Here is a 17,330-nt window from a genome sequence, read left to right as displayed (position 1 = left end):
ACGTCTGCTTCCCATCCGCCCGCCCCTCCGCCGCCAGCCACGGCGGAGCAACGACACCTCGTGAGGCTTGCGTCGGAGGTCCGGTGCTGGCGTCATTCCGCCGCCTGTCGCCGTCATCCGGAAGAGTCCGGATCTGCCGCAAGAGGTAGTGCTGCCACCCGCAAAACTCAGGGGCCGCCGGGGTGCGTCCGCTCGTAGCATCGGCATGTGGACAAGGACCTCGATGTGCGGCGCCCTGACCTCGATGGAGTCGAGCGCTTCGGCACCGTGCGGTGGTTCAAACAGGAGAAGGGCTACGGCCGCATCACGGCAGACGATGGCGAAGTTCTGTTCGTGCACTTCTCGGACATCAAGGGCGCGGGCTACCGGGTTCTCGACGAGGGCCAACGAGTCAGGTTCGTATGGCGCGGCGGCGTGGCCGACCACGGCCGCCACCATGCTGAGGACGTGCACATCATCGACTGATGGCCGCGCGGCCACCATCCGGATCTGCCGCGTTCCGTCCGGTCGCGCCATAGCCGCAGAAGGTCGTAGTGCGAAGGCCACTCGTCTCACGGGGGAGGGTCAAGACCAATGATGACCGGACCGTCGGCGTTGAACGCGGGTCCCATGCAAACGGCCTCATACCTCTGCAGTCGCGGCATCACCTCGCGTGCCTCTCGGCCCATGACCGCCTCGAGGTAGGTGAGGCTCGTCTCGTCTGTCGTCCTCAGGACGACGTAGTTCTCGCATTGGCTCAACGCCGACTTGGAGACCACCGCCGTGCGCTGCGAGACCATCACGAAGCGAAGCTCGAACTTCCTGGCCTGCATGATGAACCGCGTCGACTCCGCCGTTGCGTCACGCTGGGCGAAGGTCGAGATGTTCCCTTCGGGGACAAAACCGTGCGCTTCCTCGAGTAGGAGGACGCGTTGCGAAGGCGTACCGACGACGTACTCGGCGTTCGCCTCGGTCATCGTCGTCTCGATGTACTTCTTGGCAGCCGCTGAGGGTTCACCCGTCGGCTCGTGCACCCAGAATCCGGGGTCGGGCGGAGACCCGGGGATGTGGACAGGGATGCCTTGGCGATTGCGGTACTCGCCGGTCGTGTCCAACGCGATCACACACGACGTCGTGCTCAGGGCCCGACAAAGGGCGAGAGCCGCAGTGGTCTTTCCCATGCCCGACATCCCAAGGACCGCGAAGTGTCCCGTATGTGAAATCTCGTGGTTAACGCCGATCTCAATCTCCGTGCCGCGAAGGACGCCGAGTCGGGTGTATCCGGTGGGAACCGGCTGCGGCGGGAGCTGAGCCCTCACCAGCGGCTCGTGCGGTTGAGGAAGACGCGGACGCGTGACGACGGAGCCTGCCTCAGGGCGACCCACGAGGAGTGCGGCGGCGTGTGGCAGTACGGCGCTCGCCGATCCACGCGTCTCGCGATCCAAGCCAAGACTCGTCACCTGATAGAGGGCTATTCCGTGTCCTGAGCCCAACTGAACTGACTCGCCGACGCGGAGGTCGACCATCGGACTGAAGGAGACACGCGTGTCAGTGCTGCCGGGGCCGGCGAGCCCGATTAGCTCTGAGGCGGCCTCCGCGGCTGGTTCCAAAGTGACTATGGCGGAGGCCTGCGCGCATACCTCGTCAACGTCCTTCTCCAATGCCAGTTCGACCTGGCGGCCTGCACGACTGGGGTATGCCCCGACCACCCAGGCGGCAGCGGATCCAACCGACCCCCGCACAAGAACCCTTTCTCCACGTTGCCATGCACCCGAGGACTGCACCAGCAGCAGGCGAGGCCCTGTCGCCGCAACGGCAGTAGAGGAGTCGTCTCCGCGTCCCGACGCAACACGAAGTGCCTTCGCCCAGTTGGGGGTGACGCAGGCGAGCAGCAGGCCAGTGGCGAATGCGAGGTCTATGTAGTTGCTGTCACCCGTTCGCGCTAGAGCGACGACCTCAATGGTTAGCGCTGCACCACCCACTGCGGCCGCGCGGCCGAACACCTTCGACGCGTGGTTTGCGGCTAGCTTGGTGACCTGAGTTGCGCGGGTCTCACCTTCCGACGCGAGGGCCGCATAGCCGCCGCACACCAGCAAGACCGCACAGAACACGAGGTACGCGGTCCAAAGCCCCTCCACCGGACCTTGGTCGGCAGAAGCCCATGCGCCGACACCACCGACGGCAGCAACGATCGCGTCTTGTGCTCGCCCGTAGAACGGTTCGACGAAGACGACAGCAACCGCGATGCCGAGGCCGACGTAGAACCACCACGCGGTCCAGAAGTGGGAGTCAACCTCGCGGCCAAGGCCAACAAACAGCAGCATGCCTAACAGGGCCGGAATCAGTCTTTCGCGCGCTGTCATTACCGCCCTCTTCGTGATGTCAGCAGGTGGCTGCTCGGGATGTTGTCACAGGGCCTCGACTCACAACCGAGTACCCGCGAAAGCCACGTCAAATGTTCGCTGGACGGCTGCGACTAGATGCATTCGACCGTCAGCAAGTTAAAACCAACTGACGGATGAGGAACCTCGTTTGCAGAAGCCGAGGACTAGCAGTGCGTTGTCAGCTGTCGAAGTCGGACGGCGTCAGTTCGCCGCCATTGCCTCACCGGGCCGCCACCCACCAGCACACACTCACGAGTTCGCCGCCTCCTTCTCCTGCTCGGCTTTGAGTTGGAGGGCGATGTCGATGAGTTGGTCTTCCTGGCCGCCGATGAGTTTGCGCCGGCCGGCTTCGAGGAGGATCTGGGCGCCGGAGACGCCGTAGCGGTCGGCGGCGTTGCCGGCGTGCTTGAGGAAGGAGGAGTAGACGCCGGCGTAGCCCATCATCAGGGTCATCCGGTCCAGCTGGCACTCCTCGGGCATCGCGGGCTTGATGACGTCCTCGGAGGCGTCGACGATCTTGAGGAAGTCGATCCCGGTGGTCCAGCCGAGCTTGTCGCAGACGCCGACGAACGCCTCCAGGGGCGTGTTCCCGGCCCCGGCGCCGAAGCGGCGTACGGAGCCGTCGATCTGGGTGGCGCCGGCGCGGGCGGCGATCACGGTGTTGGCGACGCCGAGGCCGAGGTTCTCGTGGCCGTGGAACCCGACGTCTGTCTGCGAGCCGATCTCGGCGACCACCGCGGCGACCCGGTCGGCGGTCTGCTCCATGATCAGGGCGCCGGCGGAGTCCACGACGTACACGCACTGGCAGCCGGCGTCGACCATGATCCGGGCCTGCTTGGCGAGCACCTCGGGCGGCTGGGTGTGGCTCATCATCAGGAAGCCGACGGTCTCCAGGCCGAGCTCGCGGGCGAGCCCGAAGTGCTGGATCGAGGTGTCGGCCTCGGTGCAGTGGGTCGCGATCCGGCAGATCTGGCCGCCGTTGTCCTGCGCCGCGCGGATGTCGTCCTTGGTGCCCACCCCGGGCAGCATCAGGAACGCGATCTTGGCGCGCTGCGCGGTCTCGGCCGCGATCTTGATGAGCTCCTGCTCCCAGGTCTTGGAGAACCCGTAGTTGAACGACGAGCCACCCAGCCCGTCGCCGTGGGTCACCTCGATGACCGGTACGCCGGAGGCGTCCAGCGCCGCGACGATGTCACGGCACTCGGTCGCGGTGAACTGGTGCCGCTTGTGATGCGACCCGTCGCGTAGGCAGGTGTCGGTCAGCCGCAGATCCAGCCGGCCCCACGGGCTCCGCTCAGTGTCGCTGCCGTGGGTGCCGGACCACGTGCGAGCCAGGGTGTTGATGTCGGTGTTGATGTCGGTCATGAGATTGCCTTTCGGGTCCGGCCTGCTGGTTCCGCGTGGTTTCGAGGCTCAGGCGCAGAACGCCTTCGCACCTCAACCACCGTGCGGTCCGGTGGTTTCGAGGCTCGTCGCTGGCGCTCCTCGCACCTCAACCACCGACGAGTCGTGCGCCGCTGGCGCTCCTCGCACCTCAACCACCGACGAGTCGTGCGCCGCGGAACCTCCCCGCACCTCAACCACCGCTGGGGAGGAGCGAGCGGGCGATGTTCTCGCCGACCTGGGTCGCGGCGGCGGTCATGATGTCGAGGTTGCCGGAGTACGGCGGCAGGTAGTCCCCCGCGCCCTCGACCTCGACGAAGATCGACACCTTCAGCTGCCCCCGGGTCGCCTCCGACGGCTCGTCGAGCTGCGGCTCCTGGAGCAGTCGGTAGCCCGGCACGTACTCCTGCACGGCCTTCTCCATCGCCACCACCGACGTCACGATCGCGTCCCGGTCCGCCTCCGGCGACACCGCACAGAAGATCGTGTCGCGCATGATCATCGGCGGCTCGGCCGGGTTCAAGATGATGATCGCCTTGCCCTCCGCCGCACCCCCGATCTCGGTCACCCCACGCGACGTCGTCCGCGTGAACTCGTCGATGTTCGCGCGGGTGCCCGGGCCGGCGGAGACCGAGGAGACCGACGCCACGATCTCCGCGTACGACACGGCCGCGGCCCGCGAGACCGCCGCCACCATCGGGATCGTCGCCTGGCCGCCACAGGTGATCATGTTGACGTTCATCGCACCCACGTGCTCCTCGCCGTTGACCGGCGGGATCACCGCCGGCCCGATCGCGGCCGGCGTCAGGTCGACCGCGCGGATGCCAGCCTCCTCGTACCGCGGCGCGTACTCGCGATGCACGTACGCCGAGGTCGCCTCGAAGATCAGGTCCGGCAGCTCGTCCTGCTTCAGCAGCCAGTCCACGCCCTCGTGCGTCGACACCAACCCCTGGTCACGAGCCAGCCGCAGCCCCTCACTCGCCGGATCCACCCCGATCATCCACCGCGGCTCGATCACCTCCGACCGCAGCAGCTTGTACATCAGATCGGTACCGATGTTGCCCGGCCCCACGATCGCCGCACTCAGCTTTGACATCAGATCACTCCTCGAAGGTGACGCTCAGCGGCGCGAAGCCGCTGATGGACGCGACGACCCGGTCCCCCGGGGCGAACGGCACGAACGGGCCCAGGGCCCCGGACAGGATCAGGTGGCCGGCACGCAACGGGTCGCCGTACCGCTGCGCCTGGACGGCGAGCCAGCGCAGCGCCTCCAGCGGGTCGCCGAGGCAGGCGGCGCCGGTGCCGGCCGAGCGCTCCTCGCCGTTGACGGTCAGCGACATGGTGACGTCGCGCGGCTCGATCCGATCGAGCGGGATGCCCTCGGTGCCGACCACGAAGAGCCCGCTGGAGGCGTTGTCGGCGACGGTGTCGGTGAACGTGATCGCCCAGTCGGCGATGCGCGAGTCGACGATCTCCAGCGCCGGCAGGGCGACGTCGACGGCGGCGCGTACGACGTCGAGGGTGATCTCGGCCCCGCCAGGCGGGTCGATGTCGTGGGCGAGCACGAACGCGACCTCGGCCTCGACCCGGGGCTGCACCAGCGTCCGCATGGAGATGGGGTCGTCGGCGCTGACGTCCATGTCGCTGAGCAGGTAGCCGAAGTCGGGCTGGTCCACGCCGAGCTGGTTCTGCACGGCCTCGGAGGTCGCACCGATCTTGCGGCCGACGACGGTCACGCCGCCGTCGATGCGAGCCCGGACCAGCCCCTGCTGCACGGCGTACGCCGCGTCGAGGTCGTCGGTCCCGATGAGGTCGCGCACCGGCGCGCACGGCACCCGGGTGCGTTGCGCCTCGGCCAGTCGATCGACCGCTGCGGCGATGGCGTCCTGGTTGGTCACGGGACGATAGTAGAACCTGTTACAGTTTCTGGCCATGACGACCCCCCTGCCTCCCCGAGAACTTGCGGAGAGCGTCGACGTCGTGGTCGTCGGCGCGGGTGGCGCCGGCATGACCGCAGCGCTGGCGGCAAAGCGGCGCGGCCTCGACACGGTGCTGATCGAGAAGAGCTCCTACTTCGGCGGCTCCACCGCCCGGAGCGGCGGCGGGGTCTGGATCCCGGGCAACTACGCGCTCAAGGCGGCCGGGGAGGACGACGACCTCGCCAACTCCAAGCGCTACCTCGACTCGATCGTGGGCGACGCGGTGAGCAAGGTCCGCCGCGACACCTACGTCGACCGCGGCGCCGAGGTCATGGACTTCATCAAGGCCAACACGCCGGTGCGCTTCACCTGGGTGCCGCAGTACGCCGACTACCACCCGGAGGCGCCCGGGGGCCGGCCGCGCGGGCGCACGGTGGAGCCGATCCCGCTGGACGCGCGCTTCCTCGGCGACGAGCTCGACCACCTGCACCCGCCGTACACGAAGGCGCCCGCGAACCTCATCGTCACCCAGGCGATGTACCGCAAGATCAGCCTCGGCCTGCGCACGATCAAGGGCCCGGTCACGATGGTCCTCGTGGTGCTCCGGCGGCTGCTCAGCATGCTGCTCGGCCGCAAGATGTACGCGATGGGCAACGCCATCGCCATCGGACTGCGCCAGGGGCTCGTCGACGCCGACGTCCCGCTCTTCTACGACCACGCGCTGACCGACCTCATCCTCGACGGCGGCCGCGTGGTCGGCGTCGTGGTCGAGCACGACGGGCAGCGCCACGAGATCCGGGCCCGGCGCGGCGTGGTGCTCGGCAGCGGCGGCTTCGAGCACAACCCGGAGCTGCGCGCCAAGTTCCTTCCGCAGCCGACCTCCGAGGACTGGACCACCGGCTCGGCGTACAACACCGGCGCGGGCCTGGAGGCCGGCATCGCCGCCGGTGCGGCGATCGACATCATGGACGACGCATGGTGGGGTCCGACGATCCCGCTGCCGGGCGGACCGTGGTTCTGCCTGGCCGAGCGCAACCTGCCCGGCTCGATCATGGTCAACCAGGCCGGTCGGCGCTACATGAACGAGGCGCTCCCCTACGTCGAGGCCGTGCAAGCGATGTACGAGGGCGAGCGGACCGGCGTCGCGCACGTGCCGAGCTGGATGATCATCGACCAGCGCTACCGCAACCGGTACCTCTTCGCCGGGCTGAGCCCGCGCCAGCCGTTCCCGGGACGCTGGTACAAGAACGGCACGATCAAGAAGGGCGCGTCGCTCGAGGAGCTCGCGAAGGAGATCGCCGTGCCGATCGACGCCCTGGTCGCGACCGTCGAGCGGTTCAACGGCTTCGCGCGCGGCGGCGTCGACGAGGACTTCCACCGCGGCGAGTCGGCCTACGACAAGTACTACTCCGACCCCACCGTCAAGCCGAACCCGTCGCTCCACGTGATCGACCAGGCGCCGTTCTACGCCGTCAAGATCGTGCCCGGCGACCTCGGCACCAAGGGCGGCCTGCTCACCGACGAGCGGGCCCGCGTGGTCCGGCCCGACGGATCGGTGATCCCGGGCCTGTACGCCGCGGGCAACGTCTCGGCCGCCGTCATGGGCTACACGTACGCCGGCCCCGGCGCCACGATCGGACCGGCGCTGGTGTTCGGCTACCTGGCCGTCGAGGACATCGCCGGCTCCGAGCCCGGCACGCCCGCTGCCACCACGGAGGAGTCCTGATGCCCATCGACCCCGACAAGGCGATCGGTGCCGAGCTCGGCTCGGTCGACTTCTCGTGGAGCGAGAGCGACGTCCTGCTCTACCACCTCGCGATCGGCACCGGCTCGAAGCCGGGCGACCAGCTCTCCCCCACCGCACTCCGCTACACCCTCGACGGCCCGGACCTCCAGGTGCTGCCGTCCTTCGGCGTGGTCGCTCCGACCTTCCACGCCACCGACCCGCCTCCGCTCGAGCTGCCCGGTTGCGACATCAACCTGGCCCAGGTCGTGCACGGGTCGCAATCGATCTCCGTGGCCGGGCGGGTCCGCGCGTCCGGCTCGGCCACGGTTACCACTCGGATCAGCGAGATCTGGGACAAGGGCAAGGCCGCCGTGATCTGGCAGGAGGGCGTCGCCACCGCCCCCTCGGGCGAGCGGCTGTGGACCACCCGCTCGTCGATCTTCGTGCGGGGCGAGGGCGGCTGGGGCGGCGACCGCGGCTCGGCCGAGCCCGTCGAGCTGCCCGACCGCGTCCCCGACACGGACACGACGTACGCCGTCACCCCCCAGCAGGCGCTGCTCTATCGGCTCTGCGGTGACCGCAACCCGCTGCACGCGGACCCGGGGTTCGCCAAGGCCGCGGGCTTCCCCGCCCCGATCCTGCACGGGCTGTGCTCCTACGGCATCGTGCTCCGCACCCTCACCGACGAGCTGCTCGACGGCGACGCGGCGCGGGTCGGCGGCTTCGGGGTGAAGTTCGCCGGGGTGGTCTTCCCGGGCGAGACGATCCGAGTCCGGGGCTGGCACGAGGACGGCCGGATCGTCGGCTCCGCGAGCGTCGCGGGCGGCGAGCGCGACGGCGCGCCGGTGCTGGGCGACGTCGTGCTGACGACCGCCTGACCGGCACCGTCGACTCGACCGGTCAGACCGGGCGGCGCGCCACGACGTACAGGCGGTCGGTCGTCTCGCCGCGGTGCTCGAGCGCGCCGCGGCGGTACCACTCGACCTCGACGAGCCCGGCCGCCTGCACCAGCGCCACGACGTCCTCGGGCTCGTGCAGGACGAAGTCGAGGTCGACGGGCACGTCGAACCAGCTGTCGTGGTGGCGCACCTCGGCACCGGCGTGCAGGCCGAGCACCAGCCAGCCGCCCGGAGCCAGCGGCCGCGTCAGCGCCTCGATCGCGCCGGGCAGCTCGGAGGCGGCGAGATGGATCAGCGAGTACCACGCGAGCACCGTCGCCCACCCCGGCGCGGTCGTGGGACGCATCAACCGGCGCAGGTCGCCGACCTCGTAGGTGCCGTCGGGGAACCGGCGGCGCGCCTGCTCGACCATGCCCGGCGAGAGGTCGATGCCGGTCGCGTCGGCGCCCGCCTCGGCGAGGTAGGCCGTCACGTGGCCGGGGCCGCAGCCGACCTCGACGACCGGCCCGCCGGCGGCGTACGCGGCGACCCGGTCGAGGAGCCAGGTCTCGAAGGGCAGGCCGGCCAGCTCGCTGAGCAGGCTGTCGGCGTACGCCTCCGCGACCGCGTCGTACGACGCGCGAACCCGCTCGTCCCGGGTCTCGGCTCCGGCCGCGAGCACGCTGTCGCGATCGACGGCGGGCGCGCCGGCCGGGGCCTCCTCGGCCGGTGGGCCGCCCAGCAGGTGCAACCAGCGGCTGTCGCGGTCGCCGCCGCGGCGCGGCAGCTGGCGGACCAGGCCGCGCTCGGCCATCCCCTGCAGCGTCCGCTCCACCTCGTCGCGGTCGGCGAAGGCGTGCAGCCGCTCGGTGCGGGTCCGCAGCTCGCCGGGTGCCTGGGGCCCGCGGAGCAGCAGCACGGTGACCAGGGCGCGCTCGTCGTCGGCGAGCCCGAGGGCCTCGTCGAGCGTCTGGTGGTACTTCAGCGTCCGCCGCCCGGTGTCGGACCAGACGATCCGCAGCAGCCCCTTCTCCTTGAGCCGGCGGCCGGTCTGCTCGACGGTCTGCTCGTCGTACTCGGTCACGGGCTCGCGGCTGTTGGACTGGTTGCAGGCGGTGCGCAGCGAGTTCAGCGTCAGCGGGTAGGACGCGGGCACGGTCACCTGCTTCTCCAGCAGGCTGCCGAGGACGCGCTGCTCCTCGGGGTCGAGCTCGGGGAGGTCGGTCACGACCCCGACCCTAGTGGTCGTCGCTATGGTGGCTCATGAGCAAGCCGAGGAAGCGTCTCGACGCGGACACCTACGAGGCCGAGCTGTTCCGGCTGCAGGCCGAGCTGGTCAAGGTGCAGGAGTGGGTGCGGGCCACCGGCGCACGCGTGGCGGTGATCTTCGAAGGCCGCGACGCCGCCGGCAAGGGCGGCGCGATCAAGCGGATCACGCACTACCTCAACCCGCGCGTCGCCCGCATCGTCGCGCTGCCGATGCCCAGTGAGCGGCAGAAGGGACAGTGGTACTTCCAGCGGTACGTCGAGCACCTGCCCAGCCGCGGCGAGATGGTGCTCTTCGACCGGTCCTGGTACAACCGCGCCGGCGTCGAGCGGGTGCTGGGCTTCTGCACCCCGGATGAGCACGTCCGATTCCTGCACCAGTGCCCGATCTTCGAGCGGCTGCTGGTGGAGGACGGGATCCTGCTGCGGAAGTACTGGTTCTCGGTGAGCGACGACGAGCAGCAGCGTCGCTTCAAGGACCGGATCGACGACCCGATGCGCCGCTGGAAGCTGTCCACGACCGACCTGCAGTCGATCACGCACTGGGAGGACTACTCCCGCGCGAAGGACGAGATGATGATGCACACCGACATCCCCGAGGCGCCCTGGTACGTCGTGGAGGGGGACGTCAAGAAGGAGGCGCGGCTGAACATGATGGCGCACCTCCTCTCCACGATCTCCTACCTCGAGATCGACCAGCCGCCGATCACGGTGCCCGACCGGCCGCCGTCCACCGGCTACGAACGGCCGCCCCGCGAGCTCACCCACTACGTGCCCGACCACGTCGCGACGCTCCTCGACTGACGACTGGTCTCGTCTGCCTCGGTTTCATCAAGGGATGAGGTCGAGGTCGCGCCTCCCCTGCCGAGCTCGCCCGGGGAGGCGCGGGTCGACCTTCATCCCTTGATGAAGCCACCGCCCCGCAGCACCGACGAGCTCTAGCCGAGATCGAACCCCTCGAAGGCGCCGCTGTCGAGCAGCGCCTTCCAGATCTCGTCGCGGTGCAGGTCCAGCGCCCGGGGGGTGTAGTGCTTGCGGTCCTTCCACACGGGGATGTCGCCGTCCATCGGGTCGCAGACCGGCGCCGCGGGGCACATGATCGGGTTGATGTTGACCGTGTGGACGCCGGGCATCGTGGCGGCCGCGGCGCGGTAGAACGCGTCGCTCGGCGGCGACTCGATCGGCACGGGCACCCGGCACTGCGCGAGCTCGGTCGCGCCGGCCAGGCAGTCCAGCGGCGCGGCGCTGTCGCGCGGCACGGTCAGCATGCTGTCGATGACCAGGGCGCGCGCACCGGCGTCGTGCACCCGGGTGAGGGTGTCGTCGATGGTGCGCACCAGCCGCTGCTCGAGGGTCTCGCCCGGCTTCGGGTCGGTGCTGAGCAGCTTGGTGCGCCAGGCTTCGGTGTCCCGCGGGATCTGCGACAGGATCACCAGGTCGACATCAGTGTTGGGGATGACGTCGTTGAACGTCTCGTCGCGGATGTCGGTGCACCGCTGCTGGGTCGCCCGGTCCTCGAAGGCGTTGTAGACACCGAGCTGCCACGGGCAGCTCTCCTGGAGGCTGACCGAGAGCTTGAACCCGTGCTCCCGCGCGAGCTTCGCGAGCGCCGGCGCGATCATCCGGGCGTGGGAGTCGCCGACCAGCATCACGTGCGGCCCGTCGCCGTCGACGATGACGCAGTTGTCGGCGTTCCTGAGCGTGCAGGTCGTGTCGTCGGTGCCGCGGTCCTCGACGTACCGCTCCCAGTCGACGCTCGGCACCGGGCCGTCCCGGTTGGCCTCCGAGCCGGTGACCGCCGACCCGGCCGCGGGCAGGGCCGGACGGCGGTCGGAGTGCAACAGGCCGGGCACCACCGTGAGCGCGACCAGCACGCTCAGCGCCACGCCGGCCACCGCGGTCGGCCATGCGAGCGGTTGGAGCACGCGCGACCGGCGGATCGGCATCTCGAGCACGGCGTACGACAGCGCCGCCAGCGCGGTCGCGAGCACGCCGGCCACCGCGACCATGGCGAGCGGGTCGAGGTCCATCAGCTCGCCGAAGAGGATGATCACCGGCCAGTGCCACAGGTAGGTGCCGTACGAGATCCGGCCGAGGTACGCCGGCGTCGGCCGGGCCAGCACCCGCGCGACCAGGCCCTGGTCGGCCCCCATCAGGCCCAGGATCAGCGAGACCGAGGCGGCGGTCGCCAGGATGCCCCGCCACGACGGCGTGACGTCGACCAGGCCGGACGCGACCAGCAGCAGGCAGGCGAGCGAGACCGCCGCCACCAGGCCGATGCCGCGCCCGCGGGGCCGGAACCGGGACCGGAAGAGCAGCGCGGCGAGCACGCCCGCGAGCAGCTGGTAGAGCCGGGCGCCGGTGCCGTAGTAGGCCTGGTTGGCGTCGATCGCCGCCCACACCAGCTGCGCGGTGAGCGACGCGACGAAGAGCACCGCGACGCCGACGAGCGTGGCGCGGCGCCACGACCGGTCGAGGCGCGCCAGCAGGAGCAGCACCAGCGGGAAGACGACGTAGAACTGCTCCTCGATCGCGAGCGACCAGAAGTGCAGGAACGGGCTCTGCCCGACCACGTCACCGGCGAAGTAGTCGTTGCTCTGCGAGATGAACCGCCAGTTCGCGACGTACAGGAGCGCGCTCTGGGCGTCGCCGACCAGCGGCAGCCGCCGCACGCTCGACAGCACGAGCACCGACGTCGCGCAGGTCGCCACCACGACGACGACCGCGGCCGGCAGCAGCCGCCGCACCCGGCGGGAGTAGAACCGGCCCAGCCGGATCGTGCCCGTCGTGCGGAGCTCCCGGAGGAGGATGCTCGAGACCAGGAAGCCCGAGAGCACGAAGAAGAGGTCGACGCCCACGAAGCCGCCCGCGAAGGCGCCGACCCCGCAGTGGAAGACCAGCACCAGGTAGACCGCGACGGTCCGCAGCCCGTCGAGGGAGGCGTAGTGACCCCAGCCGGTGGCGCTGTCCGCCGGCGCCGCGGGGGCAGGGGCAGGCGCGGGCGCGGCGGTCACAGACATCACCCAGCACCCTAGATGTGCGGCCTTCCGCGTCGGAACGCGACACGTGGGTGAGCCGCACTACACCGGCATGGACCGCCCTGCGCCCGCCCTACGCCGACAGCACGAGGCCGCTGGTCGGCACGCCGGTGCCGGCGGTGACGAGCACGTGCTGGACGTCGTCGACGGGGTTCACCGAGGTGCCGCGCACCTGGCGGACGCCCTCGGCGATGCCGTTCATGCCGTGGATGTAGGCCTCGCCCAGCTGGCCGCCGTGGGTGTTGACGGGCAGCTTGCCGTCGATCTCGATCGCGCCGTCGGCGATGAACCCCGGCGCCTCGCCGCGCCCGCAGAAGCCGAGCTCCTCGAGCTGCATCAGCACGTACGGCGTGAAGTGGTCGTAGAGGATCGCCATCTGCATGTCGTCGGGGCCGAGGCCCGACTGCCGCCAGAGCTCGCGACCGACCACGCCCATCTCGGGGATGCCGATGTCGTCGCGGTAGTAGGACGTCATCACGAACTGGTCGACGCCGCTCCCCTGCGCGGCCGCCGAGATGTACGCCGGGCGCTGCGCCAGGTCGCGGGCCCGCTCGGCCGAGACGATGACGAGGGCCACCGCGCCGTCGCTCTCCTGGCAGCAGTCGAGCAGGTGCAGCGGGTCGACGATCATCCGGGAGGCCTGGTGGTCCTCAAGGGTGATCGGCTTGCCGTAGAAGAACGCCGCCGGGTTGGTGGCCGCGTGCCGACGGTCGGCGACCGCGACCCGGCCGAAGTCCTCGGAGGTCGCGCCGTACTCGTGCATATAGCGCCGGGCCTGCATCGCGACGGTGGCGGCCGGCGTACCGAGCCCCATCGGGTAGGTCCAGGCGTTGTCGAGGCCGTTGGTGTTCACCTGGGTCGCGGCCGCGACGGAGAACTGCCCGAAGCGCGAGCCCGAGCGCTCGTTGAAGCCGCGGTAGGCGACCACGCAGTCGGCCACGCCGGTGGCGACCGCCATCGCGGCCTGCTGCACGGTCGCGCAGGCACCGCCGCCGCCGAAGTTGATCCGGCTGAAGAAGCGCAACTCCTGGCAGCCGAGCTCGCGGGCGACCGCGATCTCGGACGAGGTGTCCATCGTGAACGTCGTGAAGCCGTCGACGTCGGCGGGGGTCAGGCCGCAGTCGGCCAGGGCGTGCTGCACCGCCTCGACGGAGAGCTGGAGCTCGGAGCGGCCGGAGGCCTTCGAGAACTCGGTCGCGCCGATGCCGGCGATCGCGGCCTTGCGGTAGAGGCTGCTCACACCGCCACCTTGACGGTGCCGGTCACGTGGTCGCCGAGCGAGACGCGGCCCACCACGGAGATCGTGGCGATGCCGTCGTCGACCGACTCGACGGTGCCGGTGAAGGTCAGCGTGTCGTAGGGGTGGGCCGGCGCGCCGAGCCGGATGGCGATGCCCTTGAGCTCGGTGTCGGGGCCGGCCCAGTCGACGACGTACCGCTCCACGAGGCCGTTGCTGGTCAGGATGTTCATGAAGATGTCCTGCGAGCCCGCGGCCTGGGCGACGTCGCGGTCGTGGTGGACGTCCTGCCAGTCGCGGGTCGCGATCGCGGTGCTCACGATCGTGGTCGGCGTCAGCGGCAGGCTCCACTCCGGGAGCTGCTGCCCGGCGGTCAGGGTCGTCACTGCTTCCTCCAGATCGGCAGGGTGAGCTCGTCGTCGATGCGGTTGAAGTCCACCCGCAGTCGCATCCCGATCTCGATCTCGTCATCGGCGACGTCGACGACCTCGCCGACCATCCGGACGCCCTCGTCGAGGTCGATCAGCGCGATCACGATCGGCAGCTCCTTGCCGGGCACGGGCGGGTGCCGGTGCACGACGTAGGAGAAGACGGTGCCGGTGCCGGCGGCCACGACGTACCCCCGGTCGAGCGCGCCGCAGTCGGGGCAGGCGGGGCCGGGCGGGAAGCGCAGCGCCGCGCAGGCGTTACACCGCTGGATGCGCAGCTCGCCGGCCGCCGTACCGGCCCAGAAGAACTGCGAGTCCTGCCCGATCATCGGGCGGATCACGGCGGTGGTCACGGGCGCTCCTTCGGGATGAACTTCAGGACCCGGAAGAGCATCGTGGCCACCTTCTCGCTGCGCCCGTCGGGATGGACGACGTACCAGGTGTTGCGCGAGGTCACGAAGTAGCCCTCACCCATCGCGGTGCTCTTGGGACCGACGACCGAGTCGAGCGCGGTCGTCACCCGCAGCTGCTCGCCGACCCGCAGGTAGCGCTCGTAGGTCTGCTCGCAGTTGGTGCCGAGCACGGCGGTGTAGCCCTCGGCCGTGAGCAGCTCCATCATCCGGCTCAGCGGGTCGTCGTCGGGCCGCCGACGGCCGAGCCCGGGCATCGTCCACACCTGTGCCATCGACGGCGGCGCCTCGCCCTGCCGGAAGCGCTGGTTGTCGTAGCCCATCGCGTCGAGCCAGGCGCCGATGGTGGGCTGGTTGACGGGGTACGGCGCGCGCGACTCGGACGCCTCGCCGAGCGCCTTGATGCGCTCGGCCTCGGCCATGATCCTCTCGTGGGTCATCGCGGCACCCGGGGCAGTCCGAGCCCGAACATCGCGATCAGCTCGCGCTGCACCTCCTGCACCCCGCCGCCGAAGGTGAGCACGAGGTTCCGCTTGGCCTGTCCGTCGAGGTAGGTCATCAGCTGGTCGGTCTCCTGGTCCGCGGGGTCGCCGTAACGATGCACGATGTCGACCAGGTCGGCCGCGAGGTGCTGCACCTGGTCGGCGGCGAAGACCTTCGACGACGAGGCGTCGCCGACCGAGATCTCCCCCTCGGCCGCGGCCCGCGCGACCTCCCAGTTGAGCAGCTCGTTGACCCGGAACACCGTGGTGACCTGGCCCAGCACGCGGCGTACGTCGGGGCGGTCGACCACCCCCGCCTTCGTGGCCCATGCGGCGACCCGGTCGCGCAGGCCCTCCAGCCGCCCGGCGGGGCCGAGCATCACGCGCTCGTGGTTGAGCTGGGTGGTGATCAGCTTCCAGCCCTGGTTCTCCTCGCCGACCAGCATGTCCACGGGCACCCGGACGTCGTTGTAGTACGTCGCGTTGACGTGGTGCGCCCGGTCGGCGGTGATGATCGGCGTGAAGGAGTAGCCGGGGTCGGTGGTGTCGACGATCAGGATCGAGATGCCCTTGTGCTTGGGCGCGTCCGGATCGGTGCGGCAGGCCAGCCAGACGTAGTCGGCCTGGTGTCCGCCGGTGGTCCAGAGCTTCTGGCCGTTCACGACGTAGTGGTCGCCGTCGCGGCGCGCGGTGGTGCGCAGCGAGGCCAGGTCGGTGCCGGCGTCCGGCTCGCTGTAGCCGATGGCGAAGTGCACGTCGCCGGCGAGGATCCGCTTCAGGAACAGGTCCTTCTGGTGCTCGGTGCCGTAGCGGATCAGCGTCGGGCCCACGGTCTGCAGCGTGACGGCCGGCAGGTGCACGTCGGCGCGCTGGGCCTCGTTGGCGAAGATCGTCTGCTCGATCTCACCCAGCCCGCGCCCGCCGTACTCGCGCGGCCACCCGACGCCCATCCAGCCGTCGGCACCCATCCGGCGCACCACGCGCTGGTAGGTCTCGCCGTGCCGGTCGAGCGCCATGTCGCGGTGCTCGTTGTCGTCGGCGAGGCCCGTGAAGTAGTCGCGCAGCTCGACCTTGAGCGCCCGCTGCTCGGCGGTGAGCTCGAGGTTCTTGGCCGTCGGGTCCTCGATGCGCACGTCGTCGGCCTGTGCCCCGAGGGCGTGCGCGATGTCGGTGACCCACGAGAAGTAGCGATGCATCGGGTAGGTGATGTCCACGCCCATGCCGCCGTGCAGGTGGTGGCAGGTGCGCATCGCCTGCGGCGCCTCGCTGCAGGTCCAGTGCGCCGCGACCGCGAGGTCGTCGGCGGCGTCCAGGCCCGCGCCGATCCGCCAGGCGGCGTTGTCGGCGGCGAGGTCCAGGGTGCGCGAGGCGATGTAGACGTCGGCGATCTGCATCGCCACGGCCTGGAACTCCGCCAGCGCCCGCCCGAACTGGGTCCGGCCCTTGATGTACTCCGCGGTCAGATCACGGGCGCCCGCGACCACGCCGGACGCGGTGAGACAGAGGCCGGCGATCGCGACCTCGCGCAGCAGACGGGCCGCGTGCTCGCCGGGCAGCAGCTGCGCGGGGGCGCCGTCGAGCACCACGGTGTGCTGGGTGCTGCCGAACGACGAGTGCGACTCGAGCAGCCGGACGCCGGGGCCGTGCGGGTCGACGAGCGCGACCACCGCTCGATCGCCGTCGGACGCCGAGACCAGCAGGCGGGTCGCGCGGTCGGCGTACGTGACGCCGATCTTGCGACCGCTGACCGCGCCGTCGGCGTACGTCGTGGCCGGCCGGTCGGGGATGCCGGCGCCGACCTCGCGGAGCGCCGGCGTGAGGAGGGTGTCGCCGGTGGTCACGCCCTGCAGCAGCCCCTGCTGCTCCGGGGCGCCCGCCGCCGCGATCGTCAGGACGCCGCAGCACAGCGTCTCCCAGACCGGCAGCTGGACGGCGCGGTGTCCGGTCTCGCGGAGCAGCACCGCCACCTCGGCGAGTCCGAGGCCCTCACCGCCCTGCGCCTCGGGCACGGGCAGTGCCAGCAGTCCGGCCCCGGCCAGCGCGGCCCAGGTCTCGTGGGCGTCCTCGCCGGCCCGGTCGAGGGCGTCCCGCGCGACCGATCGGACCGCCTCGATCGCCTCCAGCTCTTGCGTCACGTGCATCTCCTGCCACCGTCTCGGCTACCTACCGACGCGGAAACTGTAACTTGTTCTACCCTAGC

General features: G+C 70.4%; 15 protein-coding genes. 4 read left to right on the top strand and 11 right to left on the bottom strand.

The features are described from left to right. The first annotated feature begins 207 nt into the window (after nucleotides 1–207). Nucleotides 208–465, top strand: coding sequence for a cold shock domain-containing protein (locus FHU40_RS23730; protein WP_343058021.1), 258 nt, complete (start codon nucleotides 208–210; stop codon nucleotides 463–465). An 86-nt stretch (nucleotides 466–551) separates the two neighbouring features. On the opposite strand, the gene FHU40_RS23725 is transcribed toward FHU40_RS23730, so the two are convergent. From FHU40_RS23725 to FHU40_RS23710, 4 genes are all read right to left on the bottom strand, one after another. Next, nucleotides 552–2,342, bottom strand: a complete 1,791-nt coding sequence (locus tag FHU40_RS23725; RefSeq protein WP_183594970.1) for a helicase HerA domain-containing protein — start codon at nucleotides 2,340–2,342, stop codon at nucleotides 552–554. 270 nt (nucleotides 2,343–2,612) lie between these two features. Then, nucleotides 2,613–3,728: a 4-hydroxy-2-oxovalerate aldolase gene (gene dmpG / locus FHU40_RS23720; RefSeq protein WP_183594969.1), complete on the bottom strand. Its 1,116-nt coding sequence runs from the start codon at nucleotides 3,726–3,728 to the stop codon at nucleotides 2,613–2,615. A 211-nt stretch (nucleotides 3,729–3,939) separates the two neighbouring features. Further along, on the bottom strand, nucleotides 3,940–4,842 hold the full coding sequence (locus tag FHU40_RS23715) for an acetaldehyde dehydrogenase (acetylating) (protein WP_183594968.1): 903 nt from the start codon (nucleotides 4,840–4,842) through the stop codon (nucleotides 3,940–3,942). Between the two features lie 4 nt (nucleotides 4,843–4,846). After that, nucleotides 4,847–5,644: a 2-keto-4-pentenoate hydratase gene (locus FHU40_RS23710; protein WP_343058020.1), complete on the bottom strand. Its 798-nt coding sequence runs from the start codon at nucleotides 5,642–5,644 to the stop codon at nucleotides 4,847–4,849. Between the two features lie 34 nt (nucleotides 5,645–5,678). On the opposite strand from FHU40_RS23710, the gene kstD reads away from it, so the two are divergent. Both kstD and FHU40_RS23700 read left to right on the top strand, forming a co-directional pair. Then, nucleotides 5,679–7,391 carry a 3-oxosteroid 1-dehydrogenase gene (kstD, locus tag FHU40_RS23705; protein ID WP_183594966.1) on the top strand — a complete coding sequence of 571 codons (1,713 nt, stop codon included), beginning with the start codon at nucleotides 5,679–5,681 and terminating at the stop codon, nucleotides 7,389–7,391. After that, nucleotides 7,391–8,269 (top strand): MaoC family dehydratase, encoded by an 879-nt coding sequence (locus tag FHU40_RS23700; RefSeq protein ID WP_183594965.1) that lies wholly within the window; start codon nucleotides 7,391–7,393, stop codon nucleotides 8,267–8,269. Before kstD ends, FHU40_RS23700 begins: the two co-directional genes overlap by 1 nt. 22 nt (nucleotides 8,270–8,291) lie before the next feature. Here FHU40_RS23700 and FHU40_RS29755 read toward each other — a convergent pair whose 3' ends face one another. Further along, a complete protein-coding gene (locus FHU40_RS29755; RefSeq protein ID WP_183594964.1) occupies nucleotides 8,292–9,497 on the bottom strand; it encodes a DUF480 domain-containing protein in 1,206 nt (401 codons plus the stop codon). A gap of 35 nt (nucleotides 9,498–9,532) precedes the next feature. Between FHU40_RS29755 and ppk2 the strand changes: the two genes are divergently transcribed. Next, nucleotides 9,533–10,339: a polyphosphate kinase 2 gene (gene ppk2 / locus FHU40_RS23690; protein ID WP_183594963.1), complete on the top strand. Its 807-nt coding sequence runs from the start codon at nucleotides 9,533–9,535 to the stop codon at nucleotides 10,337–10,339. Between the two features lie 134 nt (nucleotides 10,340–10,473). On the opposite strand, the gene FHU40_RS23685 is transcribed toward ppk2, so the two are convergent. The 6 genes from FHU40_RS23685 to FHU40_RS23665 form a co-directional block, all read right to left on the bottom strand. Beyond that, nucleotides 10,474–12,555: an acyltransferase family protein gene (locus FHU40_RS23685; RefSeq protein ID WP_183594962.1), complete on the bottom strand. Its 2,082-nt coding sequence runs from the start codon at nucleotides 12,553–12,555 to the stop codon at nucleotides 10,474–10,476. A gap of 91 nt (nucleotides 12,556–12,646) precedes the next feature. Beyond that, entirely contained in the window at nucleotides 12,647–13,813 is a 1,167-nt protein-coding gene (locus FHU40_RS23680) for a lipid-transfer protein (protein WP_183594961.1), read from the bottom strand. Then, the gene (locus tag FHU40_RS23675) at nucleotides 13,810–14,196 is read right to left on the bottom strand and encodes a MaoC family dehydratase (RefSeq protein ID WP_343058019.1); all 387 of its coding nucleotides are present in this window, start codon (nucleotides 14,194–14,196) and stop codon (nucleotides 13,810–13,812) included. The genes FHU40_RS23680 and FHU40_RS23675 overlap by 4 nt, the downstream gene beginning before the upstream one ends. After that, on the bottom strand, nucleotides 14,193–14,591 hold the full coding sequence (locus FHU40_RS27835; protein WP_343058018.1) for a Zn-ribbon domain-containing OB-fold protein: 399 nt from the start codon (nucleotides 14,589–14,591) through the stop codon (nucleotides 14,193–14,195). Before FHU40_RS27835 ends, FHU40_RS23675 begins: the two co-directional genes overlap by 4 nt. After that, nucleotides 14,588–15,088, bottom strand: a complete 501-nt coding sequence (locus tag FHU40_RS27830) for an FAS1-like dehydratase domain-containing protein (protein ID WP_215527379.1) — start codon at nucleotides 15,086–15,088, stop codon at nucleotides 14,588–14,590. Before FHU40_RS27830 ends, FHU40_RS27835 begins: the two co-directional genes overlap by 4 nt. Then, a complete protein-coding gene (locus FHU40_RS23665; RefSeq protein ID WP_343058017.1) occupies nucleotides 15,085–17,265 on the bottom strand; it encodes an acyl-CoA dehydrogenase family protein in 2,181 nt (726 codons plus the stop codon). The genes FHU40_RS27830 and FHU40_RS23665 overlap by 4 nt, the downstream gene beginning before the upstream one ends. Nucleotides 17,266–17,330 lie beyond the last annotated feature (65 nt).

Origin of the sequence: Nocardioides soli, from assembly GCF_014191495.1 — a bacterium.
Classification (GTDB): Bacteria; Actinomycetota; Actinomycetes; order Propionibacteriales; family Nocardioidaceae; genus Nocardioides; species Nocardioides soli.
Note: the sequence above shows the minus strand (reverse complement) of the source record. Positions and strands in the feature narration are given on the sequence as shown.